Consider the following 21,485-nt stretch of genomic DNA (forward strand, 5'->3'; position numbering starts at 1 on the left):
CTCAGGCCGGATGCAGGGCGCCGAGAATCCGCGTCCCGGCCGCACCGGTGACGGCGGGCAGATTGCCGGGCAGGCCGCGCACAAAGCGCATGGCCAGCCAGGCAAAGGCGGCGGCCTCGACCTGCATCACCGGTAAGCCCGCGTCGTCGCTGCGCGCCACCTGGGTGCCGGGCAACAAGGCCTGCAAGCGCTGCATCAGCTGGCGGTTGAGTGCCCCGCCGCCGCAGACCAGCAAGCGGCTCAAGACCTGCTCCTCGCTCCGAAGACTGTCAGCGACGGCTCGTGTGCTCAGCTCCAGCAAGGTCGCTTGCACGTCCTCGGCCCGTGGCGTGGTGGTCAAGCGATCCAGGTGTTGTTGCAGCCAGGCGCGATGGAACAGATCGCGCCCGGTGCTGCGTGGTGGTGGCTTGGCGAAGAAGGGCTCGGCCAGCAGGGCGAGCAGGAGCTCGGGCACGATCTGACCCTGGGCGGCCCAGGCGCCATCGGCGTCGTAGTCCTGACCTTGGTGCTCGGCGATCCAGGCGTCCATCAAGCAGTTGCCGGGGCCGCAGTCAAAACCGAGGGTGCGGCCGTCCGCAAGCAAGAGGCTGATATTGCTGATGCCGCCGATATTGAGCACCGCAAGGCTTTCGCCCGGGCGCCCGAAAACCGCGCGGTGGAAGGCGGGCACCAGGGGCGCGCCCTGGCCGCCGGCGGCCACATCGCGGCTGCGCAGGTCGCAAACCACGGAGATGCCGCTTTGCTCGGCCAGCAGGGCGCCGTTGAGCAGCTGGCTGGTGTAGCCGATGCCGTCAAATTCTCCCGGGCGATGGCGCACGGTTTGGCCATGGGCGCCAAGTGCCCGGATGTCCTGAGGGCGCAGTGCGCATCGCTCCAGGAGCTGGGCCACCAGATCCGCATAGCTGCGCGCCAGCGTATTGGCGGCCAGGGCGGCGCGGTGGAGCTCGTCGGGCCCGCTTTGGTTCAGGCTCAGCAGCTCCTCGCGCAAGGCTTTGGAAAAAGGCTGGTGGGCGTGGCTCAGGGTTTGCATGGCGCCGCCGGTCTCGGGAAAGCGGGCCAACACCGCATCGACCCCGTCCAGCGAGGTGCCGGACATCAGGCCGATGAAGAGGTCGCTCATGGAGTGTGCGGCGTGAGGTGCCCGCGCCGAACTGCGCAGGCGAGCTGCGAGCTCAGTCGGCGCCGAGCACGCCCGATTCCATGCTCTGCGCGACGCTCAGTTGCGTTTTCACGCTGGCCACGGTTTGCTGGAACTGGTTGCGCGCGTAGTTGGGCAGGGTGACCGCTTCCGAGGCCCGGGCAATGATGCGCGGATCCTGGTGCGAGCCCTTGACGCGGAACTCGAAATGCAGATGCGGGCCGGTGGCCCAGCCGGTGGCGCCCACGGCGCCCACGCGCTGGCCTTGTTCGACGCGCTGACCCTTCTTGACGTCGATGCGGCTCAGGTGGGCATAGACCGTGGTGCGGTCGCCGCTGTGGCGGATGTGAACGACGTTGCCAAAACCGTTCTGCCAGCCAGCAAACTCGACCTGACCATCACCCACCGTGCGAACCGGCGTGCCTGTGGGCGCGCCGTAGTCCACGCCCAGATGACGGCGCCAGGTTTGATGGATCGGGTGGAAGCGCATCGCGAAGCCCGAGGTCACGCGCGAGAACTCCATCGGGCTGGCCAGGAAGGCGCGGCGCTTGCTCTGGCCGTCAAAGGCGTAGAAATTGCCCTTGCCGGTGGCGCTGTCCTTGAACCACACGGCCGTGTGGCTGCGGCCGTTGTTGACGAACTCGCCGGCGATGACACGGCCGGCGGCGCCGTTCCAGTTGATGGGCTCGCCGTCGGCGGTCAGGCTCTCGTAGACGATGGAGAAGCGGTCGCCCTTGCGCAGTTCGCGGTGGAAGTCGATCTCGCCCGAGAACATATCGGCCATCTGGGTGGCGATGGCGTCGGGGATGCGGGCTTCGTCGGTGGCGGCGAACAGCGAGCTCTGGATGGTGCCGCTGCCGAGGCGAATCTGCGCTTGCAGCGGCGCGGTCTCCAGCTTGGCGCTGAACTGGCCATCGGCGCCGCGGCTGATGCTCAGGCGGCTGAAATGGGTGCTTTGCTGATCGCTGGAGTCGGCCGGAAAGCGGGCCACCAGAGTTTGGACCGTGCCCGAGGCATCGGCCGTCAGCTGCACCATCTTGCCAGCGCGGCCTTGCAGCAGGCGCTTGGCCAGGGGATCTTTGCGCAGGAACTGGGCAGCTTCAGGGTCGAAGGCGCCCAGGCGCTTGAACAGGCTTTCGACCGTGTCGCTGCTGCGGGTCAGCTCATTGCGGCTGAGCGCGATCGAGTGGCTGGCCAGGGCGCTGAGCTGCGCATCCAGGTCGTCGATCTGGATCTGTTCGGTCAGCGTGCGCTGGGGCAGGTCGGCGGCATTGGGCGCCAGCGGCGCGATACCGAAGGCGGTGATGGCAAAGCCGCTCAGCAGAGTGACCACACCGCCGGTCAGCGCACGCGGGTGGCGCGCGGCAAAGGCTTCGGCTCGCGCCAGAGCCATCTTCACGTCGTTCAACCGGAATTTCACGCTGTCGCTTCCCAGGGTCTTCTTGTAGAGGTCACCGGGGCCGCTTGCACAAACGCTGCCGGTGCCGTTCGAGAAGGATCACAGTGCGCCCGCAGGCCTGTCCACTAGAATCCGCCGCTGTGCCGCCCCCTCCTCAAGGGTGAGCCGTCACAAAACCAGGCGCGAGTATAACGAGCCCATCCCCGCGTCAACGCCACGAAAACCCGATAAATCAGGGCTTTACCCAGGCCCCACTCGCTCCCATGTCCGATCCGCGAACAAACGCCACGCCTGCCGCAAAAACGCAGTTCCCCATCACAGATCGCGTGCGTGAGGCCTTGGCGATCTCCCAGCGTGGCTGCGATGAGCTGCTGCCCGAATCCGACTGGGTGCAAAAACTGGCCCGTTCCGAGGCCACCGGCGTGCCGCTGCGCATCAAGCTGGGCCTGGATCCGACGGCGCCCGACATCCACATCGGCCACACCGTGGTGCTGAACAAAATGCGCCAGTTGCAGGACCTGGGCCACCAGGTGATCTTTCTGATCGGCGACTTCACTTCCATGATCGGCGACCCGTCCGGCCGCAACGCCACCCGCCCGCCGCTGACGGCCGAGCAGATCAAGGCCAATGCCGAGACCTACTACGCCCAGGCCAAGTTGGTGCTGGATGAGAGCAAGACCGAGATCCGCTACAACTCCGAGTGGAGCGACCCGCTGGGCGCGCGCGGCATGATCCAGCTGGCGGCCAAGTACACCGTGGCCCGCATGATGGAGCGTGACGATTTCACCAAGCGCTTCGCCGCGCAGACCCCGATCTCGGTGCACGAGTTCCTCTACCCGCTGATGCAGGGTTACGACTCGGTGGCTTTGAAGAGCGATCTGGAGCTGGGCGGCACCGATCAGAAGTTCAATCTGCTGATGGGCCGCCATCTGCAGCAGGAGTACGGCCAGGAGCCGCAGTGCATCCTGACCATGCCGCTGCTGGAAGGACTGGACGGCGTCGAGAAGATGTCCAAGTCCAAGAACAACTATGTGGGCATTAGCGAGCCGGCCAACTCCATGTTCGCCAAGATCCTGTCCATCAGCGATGAGCAGATGTGGAAATGGTTCAAGCTCTTGAGCTTCAAGAGCCTGGCCGAGATCGCCGCCCTGCAGGGCGAGGTCAGCGCCGGCCGCAACCCCAAGGAAGCGAAAGTGCTGCTGGCCAAGGAGCTGACGGCGCGCTTCCACAGCGCCGCGGCGGCCGAAGCGGCCGAGGCCGATTTCAACAACCGCGCCAAGGGCGGCATCCCGGACGAGATCCCCGAGGTCAGCCTCAGCGGCGCGCCGCTGGGCCTGGCCCATGTGCTGAAGTCCGCCGGCCTGGTGGCTTCGAACAGCGAAGGCATGCGCATGATCGAGCAAGGCGGCGTGCGCATCGACGGCACGGTCGTCAGCGACAAGGGCTTGAAGCTGGAGGCCGGCACCGTGGTCGTGCAAGTGGGCAAACGCAAGTTCGCGCGCGTCAGTCTCGCCTGAGTTTTTAGACTCAGCCGCAGGCAACAAGGGGAGGCCCGGTGTATCACCGGACCTCCCCTTGGTCTTTCAGCGGCGCGGCAAGCCTGCCCGCTGCGTCAGCTCTTACTTCAGACTCACGGGCCGCGGATAGGCGCCGGGCTTGGGTTCGGCGCGCGGCTTCTCGGCCATGGCTTTGTTGAGCGTGGCAATCGCGGCATCAAGCTGGGCATCAGCACCCATGAAGCTGGCGCGAGGCAGGTTGTCGACCTCCAGGTCCGGCTTGACGCCGATGCCTTCCACCAGGAAGCGGCCATCGGGCGCGATCTGTCCGGTTTCGGCCGCGCGCATGATGCCGTTGTCCATCAAGCGGTTCTGGTCCGACAGCCACACGCCCGCACCCGAGGTGGTGGTGCCGATCAGCGGGCCCAGGCCCAAGCGCTTGAAGCCCTCGGCAAAGGTTTCGCCGTCGGAGTAGGTGTGCTCGTTTTGCAGCACCACCACTTGGCCGCGGAAGGTCTGCTGCATGTTGGAGCGCACCGGCGCGCCGCCCGGCGAGCGGGGCTGCCAGTAGGCCCAGGCGCGGCGCAGCAGCTTCTCCAGGATCCAGCTGTCGATGCTGCCGCCACCGTTGAAGCGCACGTCGATGATCAAGCCTTCGCGGTCCACATGGGTGTAGAACTCGCGAGCGAAATCGGCGATGTCGGCCGGTCCCATGGCACGCAGATGCACATAGCCGATGCGGCCGTTGGAGGCCTTCTCCACCGCCTGCGCGCGGCCAAAACGCCAATCGGCATAACGCAGCTGTTGCTCGCGCTGGCGCGTCACCGGCGTGACGATGCGTTGCAGTTCGGGCCCGCCATGGGCCGGTTTGATCTGCAGCAGCACCTGCTTGCCGGCCTGGCCGCGCAGCAGCTCCACCTCATGTGCCACTTCATTGGCCTTGCGGCCGTTGATGTGGGTGATCAGGTCGCCGTCCTTCAGGCCCAGCTCGGTGCGGGCCAAGGGGCCCAGCTCGCTGGGCAGCTCGGGGTCGGCGCGGTAGATGCGCTCGATGCGCAGGCCCTCGGCCGTGCGGGCCAGTTGGGCGCCCAGGCCGGCCAGGCCGGGTTCTTCGGGCGCCTGGCGCTGGTCACCGGCATTGACCTGGCTGTGCAGGGCGCCCAGCTCACCGATCATCTGCGCCATCAGCTCGGCCAGCTCGGCGCGGTCACTGACGCGCTCGACCAGGGGCTCGTACTTGGCGCGCATGGCGGGCCAGTCGACGCCGTGCATGGCCTTGTCGTAGAAGTAGTCGCGGTGCATGCGCCAGCCATCGGCGAACATCTGGCGCCATTCGGCGCGCGGGTCGGTGGCGATCTGCCAGTCGCTCCAGCGCACCTGGAACTTGGCCAGCTCGGCCGGCAGCTTGGGGCCGGCGTCGCCGAGGATCAGCTCGGGCGCCGCGCCCGGCGCGCCATTGCGCACCACCAGCATCTTCTTGCCATCGGCGCTGAGCTCGATGCTGCGCACATCGCTCGCCACTGTTTCGATGTTGCCGCCCTGGTTGTCGATGGCCGCGGTCTTGAGCACCGATTTGCGCTCGCCGCCGTTGATCTCGGCGTCGAGGAACCACAGGCGCTTGCCGTCGGTCGTCAGGCCGCTGTAGTTGCCGGCGGGCAGAGGCAGCTCGAAGAGGCGCTCGCGCAGGCCGGCGAAGTGGATGGGCGGCTTGGGCTTGGCTTCAGGTTTCGCCTCGGGCTTGACTTCAGCCTTGCTGGGCTCGGCTTTGCCGTCGACCTTGGCGGCATCGGCACGCTGCTCGGGTTTCAACTCGGGCTTGAGTTCGGGCTTGGGCTCCGGCGGCTCCAACTCGTCCTTGGGTGCGAAGGGGAAGCGCAGGCCCGGCTGCAGGGCCAGGGCGAAGAGCTTGCTGCCGCGGTCGAAGTAAGGGCCCATATTGCGGTCGCCCCAGGGCGAGCCGCGGCCGGTGGCCGTGAACTGGCGGTTGGAGACGAAGTAGAGCCAGCGCCCGTCCGGCGAGAAGGCCGGCGAGTCGCTGTCATAACGCTCACTGCTGACGGTGTGGATCTTGTTGTCGGCCAGGTTGAAGAGTTGCAGCTGATCGCGGTTGATGTCGCTCAGGGCTTGGGTGAAGGCCAGGCTGCGGCTGTCTGGTGACCAGGTCAGATTGGCGATGCTGGCGTTGCGACTGTCTCGCGTGATCAGACGGCCGCTGTTGCCCTTGAGGTCGCTCAAGTACAGATGGCCTTCCTTGTCGGTGTGGGCCAGGTAGCGACCATCGGGTGAGAGGGCCATGTCCTTGCGCTGGGCGCGCGCGTCACGGGTGATCTGCTCGGGCTTGCCCAGGCCATTGGCGGCGAAGCGCCAGACCTCGCGCTCACCGCTGAAATCGCACAGGGCCAGCACCTGCTTGCTGTCGGCGCTGAACAGGCCTTTCAGGCAGCGGCTGTCGGGTGCCTGCGGCAGCTCGGCGCGGCGCAGCTGGCCCAGGCCCTGGGTGGCCAGGCGGCCACGGCTGGCCAGCAACACGCGCTCGCCATTGGGTGCCAGGGCCACCGAGGTGAGAAAGTCCTGTGGCTTCTTGACCCAGCGCTGGCGCTGCTGTTCAAAGTCGCCGCTGAGCTGGATGGCGATCGGAGTGGGCGTCGCGCTGGTGGTGTTGGCGTTCAGTTCGACCCGGTAGAGATCGGCGCCGAGGGCATAGACGGCCACGCCGCCGTCCACCGAGGCGTGGCGGATGTCCCAGCCCTTGTGCGTGGTGTGCTGCCGCAGGTCCTGGCCCTGGGCATTGACCGACCAGAGGTTGACCGTGCCGTCGCGGTCCGAGAGGAAGGCGATGCGTTCGCCGGCTGCCGTGCGGTAGGGCATGGGCAGGCGATCGTTGGCGCCCTCCGTGACCAGGGGGCGGGCCTCGGCCGTGCCCGTCAGGTCCAGGGTCCAGAGCCGGGCCAGGGCGCCGCCGCGGTACTGGCGGGCGTTGTCGCCGCGCAGGCCGTTGCGGGTGAAGTAAAGCTGGCGGCCGTCGCTGCTGATGGCGCCGTCGCTGGCCTGGGCCACGGGCAGGGCGCGGCGCGCCTGCGTGGTCGGGTCCACGGCATAGAGCTGGGTCACCGGCTGGCCGGTCTGCGAGGGGCCGGAGTAAATCACTTCGCCCAGGGCGCTGAAGCCCCAGACGCGCTGGCCGGCATTGCCCTCCCAGCTCAGGCGCTGCGGCAGGCCGCCCTGCACCGGCATCAGGTAGACATCGCCCGGGCCGTCGTACTGGGCGGTGTAGGCCAGCCAGCGGCCGTCTCGCGACAGCACCGGCGAGCCTTCCTGGCCGGCGTGGGTGGTGATCCGCTCGGCGCGGCCGCCCCGTGCGTTGACGCGCCAGAGGTCGCCTTCGGCGACGAAGACCAGGTTCTCACCCTGCAGGGTGGGCTGGCGGAAGAAACCGGGGTTGGGCGTGTTGCCGCCAGACGCGGCGGTGGTGGCGGCCAGGCTACTCAGGGCGGCGCAGCTGATGGCGGCGGCCAGGGTCAGACGGTGCAGCCGAAGCGGGGTGCGAGGGTTCATGCGCATGAGGCTCGGATCGCGAGCGCTGAAAGTGAGCGCCGATTATCTCGACCGCCCGCGCGTCTTCAGACCCGTGTAAGCCCCGTGGCGGCCCAGGCTTGTGCGCAGAGCGCGTGCCGGGTTCGCGGGGCGCTCAGTGGTTGGTGATGCCGGCGCTGACATGGCCTGCCGGCACATGGGCGGCGGCACTGGCGATGTGGCCGGCCTGGTCGTCAAAGAAGAAGTCGGGTTCGAATTCGCGCAGGAATTCGCCCTTGGCCAGGCCGCCCAGGAACATGGCTTCGTCCACCTCAATGCGCCAGTCCATCAGGGTGCGAATGGCTCGCTCATGGGCGGGTGCGCTACGTGCGGTGACCAGGGCGGTGCGCACCTTCATGCCGCCGCCACCCTCTTGCTGCAGCCGGTGCAGGGCTTGCAGCACGGGCTTGAAGGGACCGGCTGGCAGGGGCGTCTTGGCATGGGTGATCTCATGGCTCTGGAAGGCATCCAGACCCTCGCGCTGGAACACCTGCTCGGCCTCGTCGGAGAACAGCACGGCGTCGCCGTCGAAGGCGATGCGCAGCTCCTGCGGGTGGGCGCTGGAGGCATGGGCCGAGAGCGGCAGCACGCGCGCCGCGGCCACGCCGGCCTGCAGGGCGCTGCGCACATCGGCCTCATTGGCCGAGAGGAAGAGCTGGGCCTTGAGCGGGCGCAGATAGCGCCAGGGCGACTCGCCGCGGGTGAAGACGCCGCGCTGGATGTTGAGGCCGTAATGCGTGGCCGAGCGGAACACCCGCATGCCCGAGATCGGGTCATTGCGCGAGAGCACCACCACCTCGACCTTGGGCGCGCCTTCGCCGTTGAAAGCCAGCAGCTTGCGCACCAGGGAGAAGGCCACGCCGGGCTTGGCCGGCTGGTCCAGGCGCGTCTGCTGCAAGGCCATGTAGTCGCGGTCGTTGCCGGCCTCGAAGAACTGGTTCTCTTCCTCGAAGTCGAACAGCGCCCGCGAGGAAATCGCCACCACCAGCTGTCCGTCGAGATTGGCCGGCATGTCCTCGCCTAGTCCTTGTTTACTTCACAAAGCTGTTCATCTGGATGATGGGCAGCAGCACTGCCATCACGATCAGCAGCACCACCGCGCCCATGCCGACGATCAGCAGAGGCTCCAGCAAGGTGGCTGCCGCCAGGGCACGGCGCTGCACTTCGACGCTGAGCTGTTTGGCCGCGCGCTCCAGCATCTGCGGCAGCTGACCCGTCTGCTCACCGAGGCGGGCGAACATGGCCAGGATGCCGGGGAAGCGCTTCTTGCCGGCCAGGGCCGAGCCCACCGGCGCGCCCTCGCGCACCTGCACCAGGGCATCGAGCGCGTCGGCGCGCATGGCGTGGTTGGACAGGGTCTCGGCCGCCGCCTGCAAGGCCTTGAGGATGGGCACGCCCGAGCCGGCCAGCATGGCCAGGGTGCCGGCAAAACGGGCCGCGTTGTAGCCGCGGGCCAGGCGGCCCAGCAGCGGCACCTTGAGGAAGGCCGCGTCGAAGCGCAGGCGGAAGGCCGGGCGCTTGAGCGCCCAGGACAGGCCGCTGCCGCCGCCGACGGCGGCCAGCAGCATCAGCCAGCCCCATTCGCGCACGAAGTCGCTGGTGCCCAGCATGGCCACGGTCAGCCAGGGCAGGGCGCGCTTGGAACTGGTGAAGGTGGCGGCGATCTGCGGCACCACATAGGTCACCAGGAAGATGATGATCATGAAGGCGATCAGCGAGACGATGGTCGGGTAGGCCATGGCGCCGATCAGCTTGGACTTGAGGTCCTGGCGTTCTTCCAGATCGTCGGCCAGCTTTTCCAGCACCGGCCCGAGTGCGCCGCTCTGCTCACCGGCCGCGACCACACCGCGGTAGACCTCGTCGAACTCGCGCGGCGCCGTGCCCAGGGCGCGGGCAAAGCTGGCGCCGGCATTGACCTCGGCCTTGAGCTGGGACAGCAGCTCGCGCTGGCGCGGGTCTTCGCACTCATCGGCCAGGGCCGTCAGCGCCCGCTCCAGCGGCAGGCCCGAGCCAACCAGGCCGGCCAGCTGACGTGTCCAGACAGCCAGGGCCGTGGGGCTGAACACGCGGCGGGCAAAGCGGCTGCCGCCGTCCTGCCCCTGCTGTTGCACCGGCTCCAGGCTCAGCGGCACCAGGTTCTGGGCACGCAGCTGGGCGCGCGCGGCGCGCGGGTTGTCGGCCTCGATCAGGCCGCTGCTGGAGCGGCCCGCCGGGTTCAGGGCTTCGAATTTATAGGCCGGCATGGCAGCGGGGCACTCAGGATTCGCGCGTCACGCGCAGCACTTCTTCGACCGAGGTGATGCCGGCATCGATCAGGCGCTGGCCGTCCTCACGCATGGAGCGCAGGCCGCCTTTTTGCGCCGCAGCCTGCAGCTCGCTTTCGGCCGCGCGCTGGTGCATGAGGTGGCGCACTTCTTCGTCGGCCACCATCAGCTCGTAGACGCCGGTGCGACCCTTGTAGCCGGTGCGGCTGCAGGCTTCGCAACCGACCGGATGCCAGCGAACATGAGCCCCCACGCTTGCTGCTTCGCCGCTGCGCTGCCCCCCGAGGGGGCTGGCCCCGCCTTGGGGCGGCCCGGCGTCGGGGCCGTCCACGACCTCGGCCCGTTTGCACACCGGGCAGAGCTTGCGCACCAGGCGCTGGGCCAGCACGCCCAGCAGCGAGCTGCTGAGCAGGAAGGGTTCGACGCCCATATCGGTCAGTCGAGTCACGGCGCTAGGGGCGTCATTGGTGTGCAAGGTGGCCAGCACCAGGTGGCCGGTCAGCGAGGCCTGGATGGCGATCTGCGCGGTCTCGTAATCGCGGATTTCGCCGATCATGATCACGTCCGGGTCCTGGCGCAGGATGGCGCGCAGTGCCTTGGCAAAGGTCAGATCGATCTTGGCATTGACTTGGGTCTGGCCGACGCCGGCCAGCTCGTACTCGATCGGGTCTTCCACCGTCAGCACATTGGTGGTGCTGGTGTCCACGGTCTGCAGCGAGGCATACAGGCTGGTGGTCTTGCCCGAACCCGTGGGCCCGGTGACCAGCACGATGCCGTGCGGCTGCTGCACCAGGCGCTTGAAGGCCTCCAGCACATCGCCGCTCATGCCCAAGCCTTCGAGCGTGAACTTCGATTCGGTCTTGTCCAGCAGGCGCAGCACGGCGCGCTCGCCGTGGGCGCTGGGCAGGGTGGAGACGCGCACATCGATGGCGCGGCCGCCGATGCGCAGGGATATGCGTCCGTCCTGCGGCAGGCGCTTTTCGGCGATATCCAGCTCGGCCATGATCTTCAGGCGCGAGATCAGGGCCGCGTGCAGGCCGCGGTTGGGCTGCACCACCTCGCGCAGCGTGCCGTCGACACGGAAACGCACCGAGCTGGCGCGCTCGTAGGGCTCGATGTGGATGTCGCTGGCGCCGTCCTTGGCCGCCTGCGTCAGCAGCGCGTTGAGCATGCGGATGATGGGCGCGTCATTGGCCGCTTCCAGCAGGTCTTCCACGGCGGGCAGGTCCTGCATCATGCGACTCAGGTCCACCGCGCTCTCGACCTCGCCGATCACCACGGCCGCGCTCGATTCGCTGCCGGCATAGGCGGCATTGATGCGCTCGGCCAGGCTGGCCGCGGCCTCCTGCTCGAAGCGGTCGATCAGGTAGAGGCGTTGCACCTCGGACAAGGTGGCCAGGCTGATCTCGGCCGGGGCCCAGAGCACGAGGCTGGCGCCGTCGTCCTCCAGCAGCACCGAGTTGGCCTTGGCGTAGGCGTAGGGCAGCGGGTGGCGCATGGCGCTCACGGGCCCACCTTCTCAGCAGCACCCGCGGGCGGCTTCGTTGCGCCCATGGGTGACTCCTTGGTCGCACCGATGGGTGCGGTGGGATTGGCCGGCAGCAACGGCGTGCCGGTGTCCGGCAGGGCGAATTTGGGCTCGGGCTTGACCGATTCCTGCAAGGTGCGGAAGTGGTCGTAGCGGTCCATGGTGATGCGGTCGGCCGCGTCTTGGCTGCGCATGATGACCGGGCGCAGGAACACCATCAGATTGGTCTTGACGCGGCTGCGGCCGGTGTTCTTGAACAGATTGCCAATCAGGGGGATGCTGCCCAGGCCGGGCACGCGGCCCTCGCTGTCGGCGAACTCGTCCTTCAGCAGGCCACCCAGAACCAGGATCTGACCATCGTCCACCGAGACCGTGGTTTCAATCGAGCTCTTCTCGGTCGAGGGGCCGCTGGTGTCGGCCTTGGTGGTCGGGTCCACCGAGGAGTTTTCCTGGTAGACCGTCATGCGCACCGTGCCGCCCTCGCCAATCTGGCTGCGGATGCGCAAGGTGATGCCCACGTCCTTGCGGTCGTAGGTCTGGAAGGGGTTGACCGCGCCGGTGCTGCTGCCGCTGCCGGTGTTGGTGTAGGAGCCGGTCACGAAGGGTACCGAGCGGCCGACCACGATCTTGGCTTCCTCGTTGTCCAGGGCCACCAGATTCGGCGTCGACAGCACATTGGCGCCGGCCTCGGCTTCCAGGAAGTTGGCGATGGCGCCCAGGGTGTAGCGTTCGCCGAACTTCTTCAGCACGCCGACGTTGAGGCCGGTGGGCACATCCTTGACCACGCTGGCGATGGCATTGGTGCCACCGAAGAGGGCGGCCGTGCCCTGGATGATGTTGCCCGGGCCGCTGCCGAAGTTGGTGCCGGCGCCGGTGATGTTGCTGTCGCCCTTGTTGCCGAACAGGTTCTGCCACTGCACGCCGAAGTTGCCGCTCTTGCTGGCGTCGACCTTGACGATCAGGGTCTCGACATAGACCTGAGCACGGCGGCCGTCGAGCTGGTCGATGACCTGACGGATCTGGCGGTAGAGCGGATCGGGTGCGGTGATGATCAGCGCATTGGTGGACGGGTCGGCCTGCACAAAGCCGCCGGTCGAGGGGCCGGCCGAGGCGCTGACCGGCGTGGTGGCCGCAGCCGACGCGGTGTTGCCGCTGCTGTTGCCCATGCCAGCCTGCTGCGCACCGCTGAGGTTGCCAGCGCCCAGGCCACCGGCGCCACCGAGGCCGCTCAAGCCACCGCTGGCGCCGCTGCTGCCGCTGGCATTGCCGCTCGCTCCGCCGCCATTGGCTGCAAAGGCGGCGCGCAGCACGGTGGCCAGCTTGGTGGCATCGGCATTTTTCAGGTAGACGACGCGGATATTGCCGGCCGGGTTGTTGTCCAGCGAGGGCTGATCCAGCTTGGCGATGATGCCCTTGGTGTAGGCCAGGCGGGCCGGGTTGGCAGCGCGCACGATCAGGGCATTGCTGCGCGGGTCCACCACCACATTGACGTTGCCGCTGCCGCCCTGTCCCGGGGCGCCGGCGGCAGCATTGCCGCCCTCGGTCAGACGCAGCACCAGGGGCGCCAGATCGGCGGCCACGGCATGCTTGAGCGGCACCAGCTCGATGTCGGTGGCGCCGGCCGTGTCCATGGCCGCAATGATGCGGCCCAGGCGCTGCAGGTTGTCGGCGTAGTCGGTGATGACCAGGCTGTTGTTGCCCGGGTTGGCATTGATGGTGTTGTTGGGGCTGATCAGCGGGCGCAGCACCGCCACCAGGTTGTTGGCGTTCTCGAAGTTGAGGCGGTAGACCTGGGTCAGGATCTGGTCGCCGCGCTCCTTGCTGCTGTCCACGGCCACCGAGCCGGCTTGCAGCTTGGCATCGGCCTCGGGCACCACCTTCCACAGCCCGGCGCTTTCCACCACGGTGAAGCCCAGGCCGCGCAGTGCGGCCAGGTAGTTGAGGTAGGCCTCGCGCGGCGTCACCGGCTGCTCGCTGTAGACCGTGATCTGGCCCTTGACGCGCGGGTCGATGATGAACTGGCGGTTCATCATCACGCCCATGGCCCGGGTCACGGCCTCGATGTCGGCGTTGACGAAGTTCAGGGTCACCGGCGTCGGCGCCTTGACGGCCGGGCCGCTGCCGCGCGGCTTCTGGGTCGCTGCGGGGCTCAGGGTCGGTGTGCTCAGCAGGGCCAGGGTCAGAAGGGAGACGCCAGCTTGCCGTCCCCGGGACGCGATGCGCGCTCGCTTGTCGTCGTTCATGCTCATCCGATCGAAAAGACGGACCGTGCGCCTTGGCGCCGGCCGATGATGTTCAGGAGGTTGTTCAGTGCCGCTTCGCGGCCCGGGGCGGCGGTCGCCTCCAGGGTGAAGCGCGGCTTGCCGGCCGTCAGCGTGCCCTGGCCGTTCAGCATCAGCGCGCCTTCCAGCGTGCTCAAGCTCATCTGGCTGGTGCCGCCGCCGGTTTCACCGGACGCCACCGGCTGGGCGCTGAGCGAAAAGCGGTAGCTGCCCAGCGGCGCCAGGGTCGAGACGCGGGAGGACAGGTTCAGCAGATCCAGGTCCAGCTGGCCGAACTGGCGCCAGCGCCCGCTCACCCATTCCAGGCGCAGATCGCGTGCGCTCAGGCGCAGCGAGCCGCCCAGCTGCAAGGTGTTCCAGGGCGTGCCCAGGCCCGAGAGCAGGCCGGCCGGCAGGCGCGCCAGCCAGTCGCCGCCGCTGGCCACGGCCAGCTCGAAGCGGCCCCAACCCGGGCGCAGCAGCAGCTGCAGCTCGCCGTTGAGACAGCAGTCCTGGCGCGCATTCAGGGCCAGGCCCAGGCCTTTGAAGCCCATGGTCCAGCGCAGGCGGCCGGGCAGGATGGCGGCGTCGCGGCTGCCCGCGCCACCGCTGAGCACCAGCACGCCGCTGCCGTTCCAGATGCTGCCGCGGCTGTCGGTGATCAGCACATGGTCGTTGCTCGCCGCGGCCAGGCCGCGCGCCAACCAGCTGGCCGGCGCGAAGGCCACCAGGGCCAGGCTGGCGCCGAGCAGGGCGCCGGCCATGCTCCAGCGCCGGGGCAGGCCTTGGCGGCTGCGCTTGTTCTGCAAGTCCTGGCTGGGGCTGTCCTGCCAGTGGCTCAGCGGGCCGCTGGCGGAAGCGCCCTCGCTGTTCGCAGCGCTGGCCTTGTTGCGGCCGAATTTCAGCGAAAGGCTCATGGCGCCGAGCCTCCTTGCAGGCTCAGCACGATGCTGCCGTTGAAGCCCTGCGGGCCGCGTTGCAGCTTGGCCTCCAGCGGCCGGGCGCGGGCGGCGCTGCGCGCCTCACCGAGCCAGGCTTGCAGGGCTTCGCTGCTGACACCGTTGAGCATCAGCACGGCGCGGTCGCCGTTGATCTGCAGGCGGGCGGCCGGGCCCAGGTGCTCGCTGGCGGCTTGCAAGGCTTGTGTGGCCTGGGCGGCGGGCACGGCCGGGGCAGCGCGCAGCTCTTGCGCTTCCTGGGCCAGGGCTTGCATCTCCTGCAGCTGGCGCTCCAGGCTCTCGGCCTGGGCCGGCGCCTGGCTGAGGGTGCGCCAGGCGGGCTGCACCGCCACAAACCAGAGCAGGGCCAGGCCCAGCAGCAGGGCGATCAGCTGCGCGGCATGGCGCTCGCGCTCGCCCATCTGCTGCCACTGCGCCTGGGCCTGGGCTTGCAGGCCGGCGAGGGCGGAGGGTTTCTTGTCGAAGCTCATGTCTTGGGCCCGGGCACGGCCTGGGTGGAGAGGGCGTTGCGAACCGCCGCCGGGTTGCTGGGAGCATCGGCAGGCAGGCGGCTCAGGGTCAGCTGGCCTTCACCGCTTTCCAGCTGCCAGCCTTCGCTGCGCAGCTGGCTGCGGAATTGCTGGATCTGGGCCTCGCTCCAGCCAGCGCTGGACAGCTGCAGGCGGCCGGCTTCAAAGCTCAGGCTGTCCAGCGGGCCGCGGTCTTGCGGCCAGGCGGTCGCGGCGGCGGCCAGCAGGGTTTCGAAATCCTTGTCGCCGCTGCGGCCGGCCAGGGCGCGCAGGCCGTCGATCTCCCGCTGCATCTGCGCCGGCGCGTCGAGTACCGCGCGCACATGCGGGAAGGTCTGGGTCAGGGTCTGGGTGATGGCGGCGCGCCGGGCCTTGAGCTGGGCGTTCTGCTGCCAGGCCACCAGGTTCAGGCCCAGCAGCTGCACGGCCACCAGGCCGGCCAGGCCGATGCGCACCGGCCGCCACTGACGCCGCATCAGGCCGCGCGAGAACTGGCGCAGGGCACGGATGCCGCGGGTGCGCGGCGCCAGCTCGAACTGGCGCAGGTTCCAGGGGCAGTCGATCACGGCCAGGGCGCGTTGCGCCGGGCTCAGCGGGGTGACGGCCGTGCCCAGCCAATGCTCGGCGGCGGCGGCCACCTCGGGCGCGGCGCTCCACTGCGAGCTTTGCACCAGGGTGGCGGGGAAGAGCTGGCGCGACAGGCTGCCTTCCAGCGGCAGATTGGTCACGCCCTCGGGGTGGCTCCAGCGCAGGGCCACGGGGCTGAACTCCTGGCCGGTGCTGTAGAAATGGCCGCGCGGCGGGCTGTCGGGCCAGCTCAGCGGGCAGATGCGGTCGACCACGATCTGTGCCGCGTCCAGAACGGCCAGTTGTTGCTGCAACCAGGCGCGCGAGCACACGGCCACCCAGGCGAGGTCACCGCCCTGGGCGTCGGCCTCGATGGCGAAATGCAGGCTCTCGGCCTCGTCCAGCAGGCTTTCTTCCAGCAGGCCGGCCAGGGCGCTGCGCATCTGCCGGCCGGCGCGCGGCAGGGTGACGCGCTGCCAGGAGACATCCGATTCGGCCGGGATGGCGATCACGGTGTCGGCATGGGGCAGCTGTGCCGCCGGCAGGCTGCCTTGTTCGCTGAGCTCGCGGCCATCGCTGCTGAGCACATAGTCGAAGTCGCGGCCGGCGGCGCTGGCGCCATGGCCGAGGGTGGCCGCGCGGCCCAAACCGTCCACGGTCGTGGCCGGGCGGCCTTGGGCATGCAAGCGGCTGCGCGGGGGCAGAAACAGGAGCAGGGTACTCATGGAGTCAGGGTGGCCTGGCGCATTCTAGGTGGCGTATTTTGCGGGATCATGTGGAATCAATCAGTTAGCGCTTATCTCTATAAAACCTGAGGTTCTGAGGCTTGCGTCTATCGGGCCAGGAATGCGGGCTTTGACAGATTCCAAGCGCGGTGTTTGGGCGCCTTCAGGAGCGGCGGCCCGGCTGTGTGGCGGCCGAGGTCACCTGGTTGACGCGCTGCCGCTCGACCACCAGCATGTCCAGATTGCGCCGCTGCACCAGGGCGCGTTCCTCCAGCACCCGCTCGTCCAGGCGCAGCCGGCCCTTGACCAGAAAGTAGGACGACTTCACATCGACCCGCTCCGAGCTCAGCGTGACGGTGCCGGGGAAGAAGCTGCTGGCGTCCTGCACCTTCTTCAGCGGCTGGTTCTGGCGGCTGCGCACCAGGCGCTCGGCCGAGGCCAGGTCCATGCCGTCGAACAGGGCGGCGATCACCTCGCGCGGCGCGGTGTTCAGATTGACCGGGGTGTTCTGGGGCAGCAGGGTCAGCACCGGGCGCAGGCGCTCGATGGTTTCCGGCGTCAGGCCGAACCAGGCCAGCTGCTCGAGGTTGCGCGGTGGCAGCGGCGGGTTCTTGCTGTCGGCGCTGGCGGTCTTGCTGGCATCCTTGTTGCTCGCATCGGCCGCCAGTCGCAGTTTGCGAATCAGGGTCTGCGCGGTGCCGGGCGGGGCGCCGACGTTGTCGCACAAGCGTTCCAGCACGCGTTGCTCCTGCGCCGGCACCTCCGTGCCACCGAGCAGGTGGCGCAGGTTGTACTGGGCCTGGGCATCGTGCAGGCTGCCGGACAGAAAGGCCTCGGGGCCGCTGTCTTCGGCATTGTTGGCATCGGCCGCGAGGAAGGTGGACAGGCGGGCTTCGGCCAGGGGCACGGCCCAGACCTCGCCCAGGTGGTCAACCGGCTCGTTGAGGTTGGCGCGTGCATCCTCGCGCAGGATCAGGCGGGCCCAGTCGAGTACGCCTTGCAGAATCCAGGCCGATTGCGCGCGTGCGCGCTCGGCCGCCTCGATCTGCACCGCGCGGTACTGGCGCCAGACCATGGCCGAGGCCAGGCTGGCCACCAGGGTCACGATCAACATGGCGGTCAGCAAGGCGGCACCGCCTTGCCGTGTCGTGCGGGGGCGACTCATGACTGCGGCCCCAGGATGATTTGCCGGGTCAGCTTGCCGTTGAAGCCGCTGTCGGGCGCGAAGTCCAGCACCATGCGCACGCCGCTGGGCAGAATTTGTCGTTTGGGGCCGCTGTCGTCCTTGTTGGCCCCGTCACCCTTTCCGTCAGCTTTGCCCTCGCCCTTGCCATTGCCGTTCCCCGATGCCGGCGGGGCGATGGGGGGCGCAGCTTCGCTGCTGAAGTCATCGCTGGACTGGGCATTGCTCCAGCCATTGCCGCGGTAGAAATACAGCTGCCAGCCGCCGACGCCTTCCAGGGTGCGCAACTGGCCGCGGTCTTGCGGCTGCAGGCGTGCGCTGCGCTCGAAGCTGTCGCCCAGCTCGGTGCTGCTCTGCACCACCGGGCCTTCCCAGCGCAGCAGGCGGCCCTCGCGCAAGCTCCACACCACCACCTGCATGCCCAGGGGCTGCTGGCGGGTCATGCGCAGGGCGGCGCCATCGAAGGTCAGGGCCGGGGCAGCGCCGCTGTCCTGTACGGCGCGCAGATCGGCCTCCCACTGTGCCATCACGGTTTGCAGGCGGGCACTGTGGTCGAGATGGGCTTGGGCGATTTCGCGGCTTTTGAGCAGGCCGTTGATGCCGCTCCAGGCCATCACCGACATCAGGCTCATGATCAGAAGTGCGACCATGACCTCGATGAGGGTGAAGCCGCGTCCGCTCAGGCTTGGCGTCAGGCGCGGCATCAGAAGCGCCCCATGATGGTGGAGATGGTCAGCAGGTTGTGCTCGCCATCGGCGCTGACCAGGGCATCGACGCGCCGGAAGTTGGGGTTGGGCGTAGGCCGCACGACCAGGCGGCCGCGGTAGCTCTGGCCGAACTGTTCGCAAGCAAACTCGCTGTCGCCGATGCCGGGGAATTGCTTGCCCAGGCGCAGCTCGGTCAGCTGGTTCTCGGCACACCACTGGGCGGCGCTCATCTCGCGCAGTCGGCTGGCGTTGTCGGTCAGCGCGCCGGCAGCTTTGACGCCCGCTGCCAGGGTGATGGCGACGATGACCAGGGCCACCATCACCTCGATCAGGGTGAAGCCGGCGTTGCGGCCGAATTGGCTACGCTGGAGGCGCTGCTTCATGGCGCTGGCGCTGGGCTGACGGTGAAGGGCGCCAGGCCGTCGGTGCTCAGCAGCAGACGTTTGGAGCCCAGGGTCAGCAGCAACTGCTGCGGCCCGATCATGGGCTCAGGGCCCAGGCGCACGCTGCGGGCATTGGCGATCTGCACCGCCACGCCTTCGCCCAGCCAGCGGCGCGGCAGCTGGATGGTGGGGGGCAGGCCGGCGAAGCGGAAATGGTCGCGGGCGTCCTGCTGCAAGGGCGCCCATTGCACGTCGATGCCGGCAGTGCGGCTTTCGGCCCGCGCGGTTTCAAACAGGGCGACCAGGCGCTCGGCTTCGCGCTCGAGCTGGGCCTCGGCCGGGTCGCGCACGGCCATGCTGACGGCGGCCGAGGCGATGGCCACCATGGCCACCACCACCAGCAACTCGATCAGCGTGAAGCCGTGCTGCAGCCGGGTGCGCAACGAGGGCTGCTTATTGCCAGGAGCCGATGTCGGCATCATTGCCTTCGCCACCCGTGCGGCCGTCGGCGCCGAAGCTGTAGATGTCGATCTCGTTCTTCACGCCGGGGTTGGCGTACTGGTAGGGGTTCTTCCAGGGATCGAGCGGCAGCTTGTCGATGTAGGGCTTCCAGTTGGCCGGCGGCGTGCCGGTGGTGGGCTTGCGCACCAGGGATTCCAGGCCTTGCTCGCCGCTGGGGTAGCGACCGTTGTCGATCTTGTAGAGCTTGAGTTGCTGCATCAGATCGTTGATGGTGGCGCGGGCGGCCGTGACCTTGGCTTCATGCAGGCGGTCCATCACATTGGGCACGATCAGGGCACCCATCAGCCCGATGATGAGGAACACGACCATGATCTCGATCAGGGTGAAGCCCCGGGCGAGGCGGCGAGAGTTCGTTGTATTCATGTGTGAACGTGACGGGCTGCGTGGTGAAGAGAAGGGTTAGCACCGGGGCGCGGGGCCTCGGCTCGTTAAAGCGCTTGAATCATAATCGCCTCATGCTTGCACGAATGATGGCTTTTCTGGTCTGGGGTTTGCTGGCTTGCGCCGCGGTCTATTGGCTGATCCAGCTGATGGCAAAACCCTTGTCGGCGCCGGCGCACGCTCTGGCGGTGGTCGAGCAGCGCAGCGCTGGTGCGGACCTGACCCGTTTGCTTGGTGCCGCGCCGGTGGCGGCGGCCGAAGCGCCGCCGGTGGCCGAGAGCCGCTTCAGCCTGCTCGGCGTGGTGGCACCGAAGAGCCTGCAAGCCAGCCAGGCCGGTGAGGGCGTGGCCCTGATCGCCGTGGACGGTGTGCCGCGCACGGTGCGCATCGGTGCGGTGCTGGAGGGTGAATTGCGCTTGCTCGCAGTCGACGCGCGCTCGGCCCAGCTGGGGCAGGGAGGGGCGGTCACCTTGACCTTGAATCTCGCCCCGCCTCTGCCGGCTGCCACCGGCAGCCTGCCAACCGCCCAGGTGTCGCCCACCGTCATCGGGGGGCAGCCACATGTCCTGGGCGAGAACAGCCAGCCCGGTCAGCCGCCTTACCGACCGACACCGCCTCCGCCGGGCTCTCCGCAGCCATTGCAGCAGCACAATGGCGTGGACGCGAACGGTCTGCCGACGCGCTGAGCGCCGGCCACTGGCCGTTTCACATCATGCGCTGAGGCGCGGATCGCCGCCGCTGTCGCGGTAGACACCGCCGCTCAAGGAATCGACGCCGCTGCCGGTGTTTGGCGGGCGCGCTTCGGCCAGATCGTGCAGATCGGTCAGCAAGGCCGCCGCGGCGCGGATCATGGGCCAAGCCAGGGTGGCGCCGGTGCCATCGGCGCTGTCCATGCCCAGCTCGAGCAGGGCCGAGGCATGGAAGGTGGCCAAGGCTTCGTCCAGGCCGCGGTGCACATGGCTGCGGCAGAACACGGCGTAATCGGTCACCGGTGCGGCGATGCGCGCGGCCAGTTTGAGCGCGGCGCAGGCGGTGATGCCGTCGACGATGATCAGGTGGCGCTTGGACGCGGCCACCAGCATGGCGCCCATCATCACCGCCAGCTCGAAGCCGCCGAAGGCCGCCAGCACCTCCATCGGATCGCTGACCTCGCGGTGCCGCGCCTGCGCGGCATGCAGCACGCCGAGGATGTGGTTGAGCTCGTCCTGGCGCATGTCGGGGCCGGAGACCACGAACTCGCGCACGGGCAGGTCCATCAGCCGCGACAGCACCAGGGCGGCGCTTTCCGCCGAGCCCTGGCCCATGCTGGCGCAGGCCAGCACATTGCCGGGCAGGTTGTCTGAGATCTCCATGCCCACGCGCACGCCAGCATGGGCTTGCTCCAGCGTCATGGCCGGGCCGGTGCGGGTGTTGCGGGTGCCGTGGGCGATCTTGCGTGCCATCAGCCGGGCGTGCGGCGGCAGCGATTCGGCAATGCCGCAGTCGACCACGGCCAGTTGCAGGCCCTGCAGGCGGGCGAACACCGAAACCGGCAGGCGGTTCTGCAGGGCCAGCTGTGCTTGCTCCCGGGTGCTGCGGCCCCATTGCTGGCCGATGCGGTCCACCACCAGGCCATGGTCGGCGGCGAACAAGGCCAGCACCGGGTCACGGAAACGCGGGGTCAGGGAGTTCTGCACCAGGCCCAAGCGCACCGCCAAAGGTTCCAGCTCGCCCAGGCCGCCGGCAATGGCGGCATGCCGGTCGACGCGGTCGCGCAAGGCCTTTTCCAGCTCGGGATTGGCGGTGGGCGAGATCAGGGACTGGTTCAGGGACATGGGCAGTGTTCAGCTCACCCTGGGCGGGTGCGGGCGCTGGATTGTCGGGCCTGCGGGCCGGCCGGGGCATCCGCAC

At 68.6% G+C, this 21,485-nt stretch carries 18 protein-coding genes; 2 read left to right on the forward strand and 16 right to left on the reverse strand.

The window, feature by feature from the left end; genetic code table 11:
- Position 1 precedes the first annotated feature (1 nt).
- Positions 2 to 1,120 carry an anhydro-N-acetylmuramic acid kinase gene (locus tag AC1Q6P_RS09865; protein ID WP_492663750.1) on the reverse strand — a complete coding sequence of 373 codons (1,119 nt, stop codon included), beginning with the start codon at positions 1,118 to 1,120 and terminating at the stop codon, positions 2 to 4.
- Positions 1,121 to 1,172: 52 nt separating this feature from the next.
- Positions 1,173 to 2,531: a M23 family metallopeptidase gene (locus AC1Q6P_RS09870; protein WP_102766580.1), complete on the reverse strand. Its 1,359-nt coding sequence runs from the start codon at positions 2,529 to 2,531 to the stop codon at positions 1,173 to 1,175.
- Positions 2,532 to 2,800: 269 nt separating this feature from the next.
- On the opposite strand from AC1Q6P_RS09870, the gene tyrS reads away from it, so the two are divergent.
- Positions 2,801 to 4,054, forward strand: coding sequence for a tyrosine--tRNA ligase (tyrS, locus tag AC1Q6P_RS09875; RefSeq protein ID WP_102766135.1), 1,254 nt, complete (start codon positions 2,801 to 2,803; stop codon positions 4,052 to 4,054).
- Positions 4,055 to 4,156: 102 nt separating this feature from the next.
- On the opposite strand, the gene AC1Q6P_RS09880 is transcribed toward tyrS, so the two are convergent.
- The 13 genes from AC1Q6P_RS09880 to gspG form a co-directional block, all read right to left on the reverse strand.
- Positions 4,157 to 7,588 carry a S41 family peptidase gene (locus AC1Q6P_RS09880; protein ID WP_492663751.1) on the reverse strand — a complete coding sequence of 1,144 codons (3,432 nt, stop codon included), beginning with the start codon at positions 7,586 to 7,588 and terminating at the stop codon, positions 4,157 to 4,159.
- A gap of 133 nt (positions 7,589 to 7,721) precedes the next feature.
- Positions 7,722 to 8,618, reverse strand: a complete 897-nt coding sequence (locus tag AC1Q6P_RS09885; RefSeq protein WP_492663752.1) for a 5'-nucleotidase — start codon at positions 8,616 to 8,618, stop codon at positions 7,722 to 7,724.
- Between the two features lie 19 nt (positions 8,619 to 8,637).
- Positions 8,638 to 9,849, reverse strand: a complete 1,212-nt coding sequence (gene gspF / locus AC1Q6P_RS09890) for a type II secretion system inner membrane protein GspF (protein ID WP_492663753.1) — start codon at positions 9,847 to 9,849, stop codon at positions 8,638 to 8,640.
- Positions 9,850 to 9,862: 13 nt separating this feature from the next.
- Positions 9,863 to 11,368 (reverse strand): type II secretion system ATPase GspE, encoded by a 1,506-nt coding sequence (gene gspE, locus AC1Q6P_RS09895; protein ID WP_492663812.1) that lies wholly within the window; start codon positions 11,366 to 11,368, stop codon positions 9,863 to 9,865.
- Between the two features lie 5 nt (positions 11,369 to 11,373).
- Positions 11,374 to 13,641, reverse strand: a complete 2,268-nt coding sequence (gene gspD, locus AC1Q6P_RS09900; protein WP_492663754.1) for a type II secretion system secretin GspD — start codon at positions 13,639 to 13,641, stop codon at positions 11,374 to 11,376.
- Between the two features lie 2 nt (positions 13,642 to 13,643).
- Complete coding sequence (locus tag AC1Q6P_RS09905) at positions 13,644 to 14,576, reverse strand: type II secretion system protein N (protein WP_492663755.1); 933 nt, start codon at positions 14,574 to 14,576, stop codon at positions 13,644 to 13,646.
- On the reverse strand, positions 14,573 to 15,088 hold the full coding sequence (locus AC1Q6P_RS09910) for a type II secretion system protein M (protein WP_102766139.1): 516 nt from the start codon (positions 15,086 to 15,088) through the stop codon (positions 14,573 to 14,575). The genes AC1Q6P_RS09905 and AC1Q6P_RS09910 overlap by 4 nt, the downstream gene beginning before the upstream one ends.
- Positions 15,085 to 16,419 (reverse strand): type II secretion system protein GspL, encoded by a 1,335-nt coding sequence (gene gspL / locus AC1Q6P_RS09915; RefSeq protein ID WP_492663756.1) that lies wholly within the window; start codon positions 16,417 to 16,419, stop codon positions 15,085 to 15,087. The genes AC1Q6P_RS09910 and gspL overlap by 4 nt, the downstream gene beginning before the upstream one ends.
- Positions 16,420 to 16,582: 163 nt before the next feature.
- Positions 16,583 to 17,584: a type II secretion system minor pseudopilin GspK gene (gene gspK, locus AC1Q6P_RS09920; protein WP_492663757.1), complete on the reverse strand. Its 1,002-nt coding sequence runs from the start codon at positions 17,582 to 17,584 to the stop codon at positions 16,583 to 16,585.
- On the reverse strand, positions 17,581 to 18,306 hold the full coding sequence (locus tag AC1Q6P_RS09925) for a type II secretion system protein GspJ (protein ID WP_492663758.1): 726 nt from the start codon (positions 18,304 to 18,306) through the stop codon (positions 17,581 to 17,583). The genes gspK and AC1Q6P_RS09925 overlap by 4 nt, the downstream gene beginning before the upstream one ends.
- The gene (gene gspI, locus AC1Q6P_RS09930; RefSeq protein ID WP_171827692.1) at positions 18,306 to 18,692 is read right to left on the reverse strand and encodes a type II secretion system minor pseudopilin GspI; all 387 of its coding nucleotides are present in this window, start codon (positions 18,690 to 18,692) and stop codon (positions 18,306 to 18,308) included. The genes AC1Q6P_RS09925 and gspI overlap by 1 nt, the downstream gene beginning before the upstream one ends.
- A complete protein-coding gene (locus AC1Q6P_RS09935) occupies positions 18,689 to 19,135 on the reverse strand; it encodes a pilus assembly FimT family protein (protein WP_243392659.1) in 447 nt (148 codons plus the stop codon). The genes gspI and AC1Q6P_RS09935 overlap by 4 nt, the downstream gene beginning before the upstream one ends.
- A gap of 10 nt (positions 19,136 to 19,145) precedes the next feature.
- Entirely contained in the window at positions 19,146 to 19,577 is a 432-nt protein-coding gene (gspG, locus tag AC1Q6P_RS09940; RefSeq protein ID WP_492663759.1) for a type II secretion system major pseudopilin GspG, read from the reverse strand.
- A 92-nt stretch (positions 19,578 to 19,669) separates the two neighbouring features.
- Here gspG and AC1Q6P_RS09945 point away from each other — a divergent pair, with 92 nt between their 5' ends.
- Positions 19,670 to 20,281: a hypothetical protein gene (locus tag AC1Q6P_RS09945; protein WP_492663760.1), complete on the forward strand. Its 612-nt coding sequence runs from the start codon at positions 19,670 to 19,672 to the stop codon at positions 20,279 to 20,281.
- A 24-nt stretch (positions 20,282 to 20,305) separates the two neighbouring features.
- Here the strand turns inward: AC1Q6P_RS09945 and AC1Q6P_RS09950 are convergent, their stop codons facing one another.
- On the reverse strand, positions 20,306 to 21,409 hold the full coding sequence (locus AC1Q6P_RS09950) for a nicotinate-nucleotide--dimethylbenzimidazole phosphoribosyltransferase (RefSeq protein ID WP_102766147.1): 1,104 nt from the start codon (positions 21,407 to 21,409) through the stop codon (positions 20,306 to 20,308).
- Between the last annotated feature and the right edge of the window lie 76 nt (positions 21,410 to 21,485).

It is taken from the genome of Roseateles sp. GW835-FHT13E02, assembly GCF_058794035.1.

What these genes read in the sequence shown, in the direction of transcription:
- gspL (WP_492663756.1), bottom strand. Translation starts at nt 16,419, where the DNA reads ATGAGTACCCTGCTCCTGTTTCTGCCCCCGCGCAGCCGCTTGCATGCC.
- AC1Q6P_RS09905 (WP_492663755.1), bottom strand. Translation starts at nt 14,576, where the DNA reads ATGAGCCTTTCGCTGAAATTCGGCCGCAACAAGGCCAGCGCTGCGAAC.
- gspI (WP_171827692.1), bottom strand. Translation starts at nt 18,692, where the DNA reads ATGAAGCAGCGCCTCCAGCGTAGCCAATTCGGCCGCAACGCCGGCTTC.
- gspF (WP_492663753.1), bottom strand. Translation starts at nt 9,849, where the DNA reads ATGCCGGCCTATAAATTCGAAGCCCTGAACCCGGCGGGCCGCTCCAGC.
- gspD (WP_492663754.1), bottom strand. Translation starts at nt 13,641, where the DNA reads ATGAACGACGACAAGCGAGCGCGCATCGCGTCCCGGGGACGGCAAGCT.
- gspK (WP_492663757.1), bottom strand. Translation starts at nt 17,584, where the DNA reads ATGAGTCGCCCCCGCACGACACGGCAAGGCGGTGCCGCCTTGCTGACC.
- AC1Q6P_RS09870 (WP_102766580.1), bottom strand. Translation starts at nt 2,531, where the DNA reads ATGGCTCTGGCGCGAGCCGAAGCCTTTGCCGCGCGCCACCCGCGTGCG.
- AC1Q6P_RS09925 (WP_492663758.1), bottom strand. Translation starts at nt 18,306, where the DNA reads ATGCCGCGCCTGACGCCAAGCCTGAGCGGACGCGGCTTCACCCTCATC.
- gspE (WP_492663812.1), bottom strand. Translation starts at nt 11,368, where the DNA reads ATGCGCCACCCGCTGCCCTACGCCTACGCCAAGGCCAACTCGGTGCTG.
- AC1Q6P_RS09910 (WP_102766139.1), bottom strand. Translation starts at nt 15,088, where the DNA reads ATGAGCTTCGACAAGAAACCCTCCGCCCTCGCCGGCCTGCAAGCCCAG.
- gspG (WP_492663759.1), bottom strand. Translation starts at nt 19,577, where the DNA reads ATGAATACAACGAACTCTCGCCGCCTCGCCCGGGGCTTCACCCTGATC.
- AC1Q6P_RS09885 (WP_492663752.1), bottom strand. Translation starts at nt 8,618, where the DNA reads ATGCCGGCCAATCTCGACGGACAGCTGGTGGTGGCGATTTCCTCGCGG.
- AC1Q6P_RS09865 (WP_492663750.1), bottom strand. Translation starts at nt 1,120, where the DNA reads ATGAGCGACCTCTTCATCGGCCTGATGTCCGGCACCTCGCTGGACGGG.
- AC1Q6P_RS09945 (WP_492663760.1), top strand. Translation starts at nt 19,670, where the DNA reads ATGCTTGCACGAATGATGGCTTTTCTGGTCTGGGGTTTGCTGGCTTGC.
- tyrS (WP_102766135.1), top strand. Translation starts at nt 2,801, where the DNA reads ATGTCCGATCCGCGAACAAACGCCACGCCTGCCGCAAAAACGCAGTTC.
- AC1Q6P_RS09880 (WP_492663751.1), bottom strand. Translation starts at nt 7,588, where the DNA reads ATGAACCCTCGCACCCCGCTTCGGCTGCACCGTCTGACCCTGGCCGCC.
- AC1Q6P_RS09950 (WP_102766147.1), bottom strand. Translation starts at nt 21,409, where the DNA reads ATGTCCCTGAACCAGTCCCTGATCTCGCCCACCGCCAATCCCGAGCTG.